The 616-nt window shown below is 75.3% G+C and carries 1 protein-coding gene; it reads left to right on the top strand.

Features of this window, described 5'->3' with window-relative positions:
* Nucleotides 1–616: FAD-binding protein (locus FV223_RS29395; RefSeq protein ID WP_147730086.1), on the top strand; the 616-nt coding region annotated here is incomplete at both ends.

Below are 616 nucleotides of genomic sequence, written 5' to 3'. Positions count from 1 at the left end.
ACCTCGCCCCGCGCGACGTCGTCGCCCGCGGCATCTTCCAGGCCCTGGCGCGGGGCCGCACGGTCTACCTCGACACCCGCGGGGCGCTCGGCGCTTCGATGCCGACGCGCTTCCCCACCGTCGCGGGCCTGTGCGCGACGGCCGGCATCGATCCGGCGCGGCAGGCGATCCCGGTGCGGCCGGCGGCGCACTACCACATGGGCGGCATCCGGGTGGACGGCACCGGCGCGTCGAGCGTTCCCGGCCTCTACGCCAACGGCGAGGTCGCCTCGACCGGCCTGCACGGCGCGAACCGGCTCGCCAGCAACTCGCTGCTCGAGGCGCTGGCCTTCTCCGACTTCATCGCCGACGCCTTCGATGCGATGCCTCCGGCCGCCGTCCTGCCCGAGATCCGCACCGCGCGCGCATCGAGCGACCTGCCGGCGATCCGGGCGATCATGGAGCGCCATGTCGGCGTGGTCCGCGACGCGGCCGGCCTGCAGATCGCCGTCGACGGCCTGTCGCGCTTGGCCGAAACGGGCTGCGACGCCGCGCTCACCGCCCTGATGATGGCGCAGGCGGCACTCGGTCGCTGCGAGAGCCGCGGCGGCCACTGGCGCAGCGACCATCCGCACGC

This window comes from Methylobacterium sp. WL116 (genome assembly GCF_008039455.1).
Lineage (GTDB): Bacteria > Pseudomonadota > Alphaproteobacteria > Rhizobiales > Beijerinckiaceae > Methylobacterium.
The sequence above is the reverse complement of the archived record's forward strand: the minus strand, read 5'-3'. Positions and strand labels throughout refer to the sequence as shown.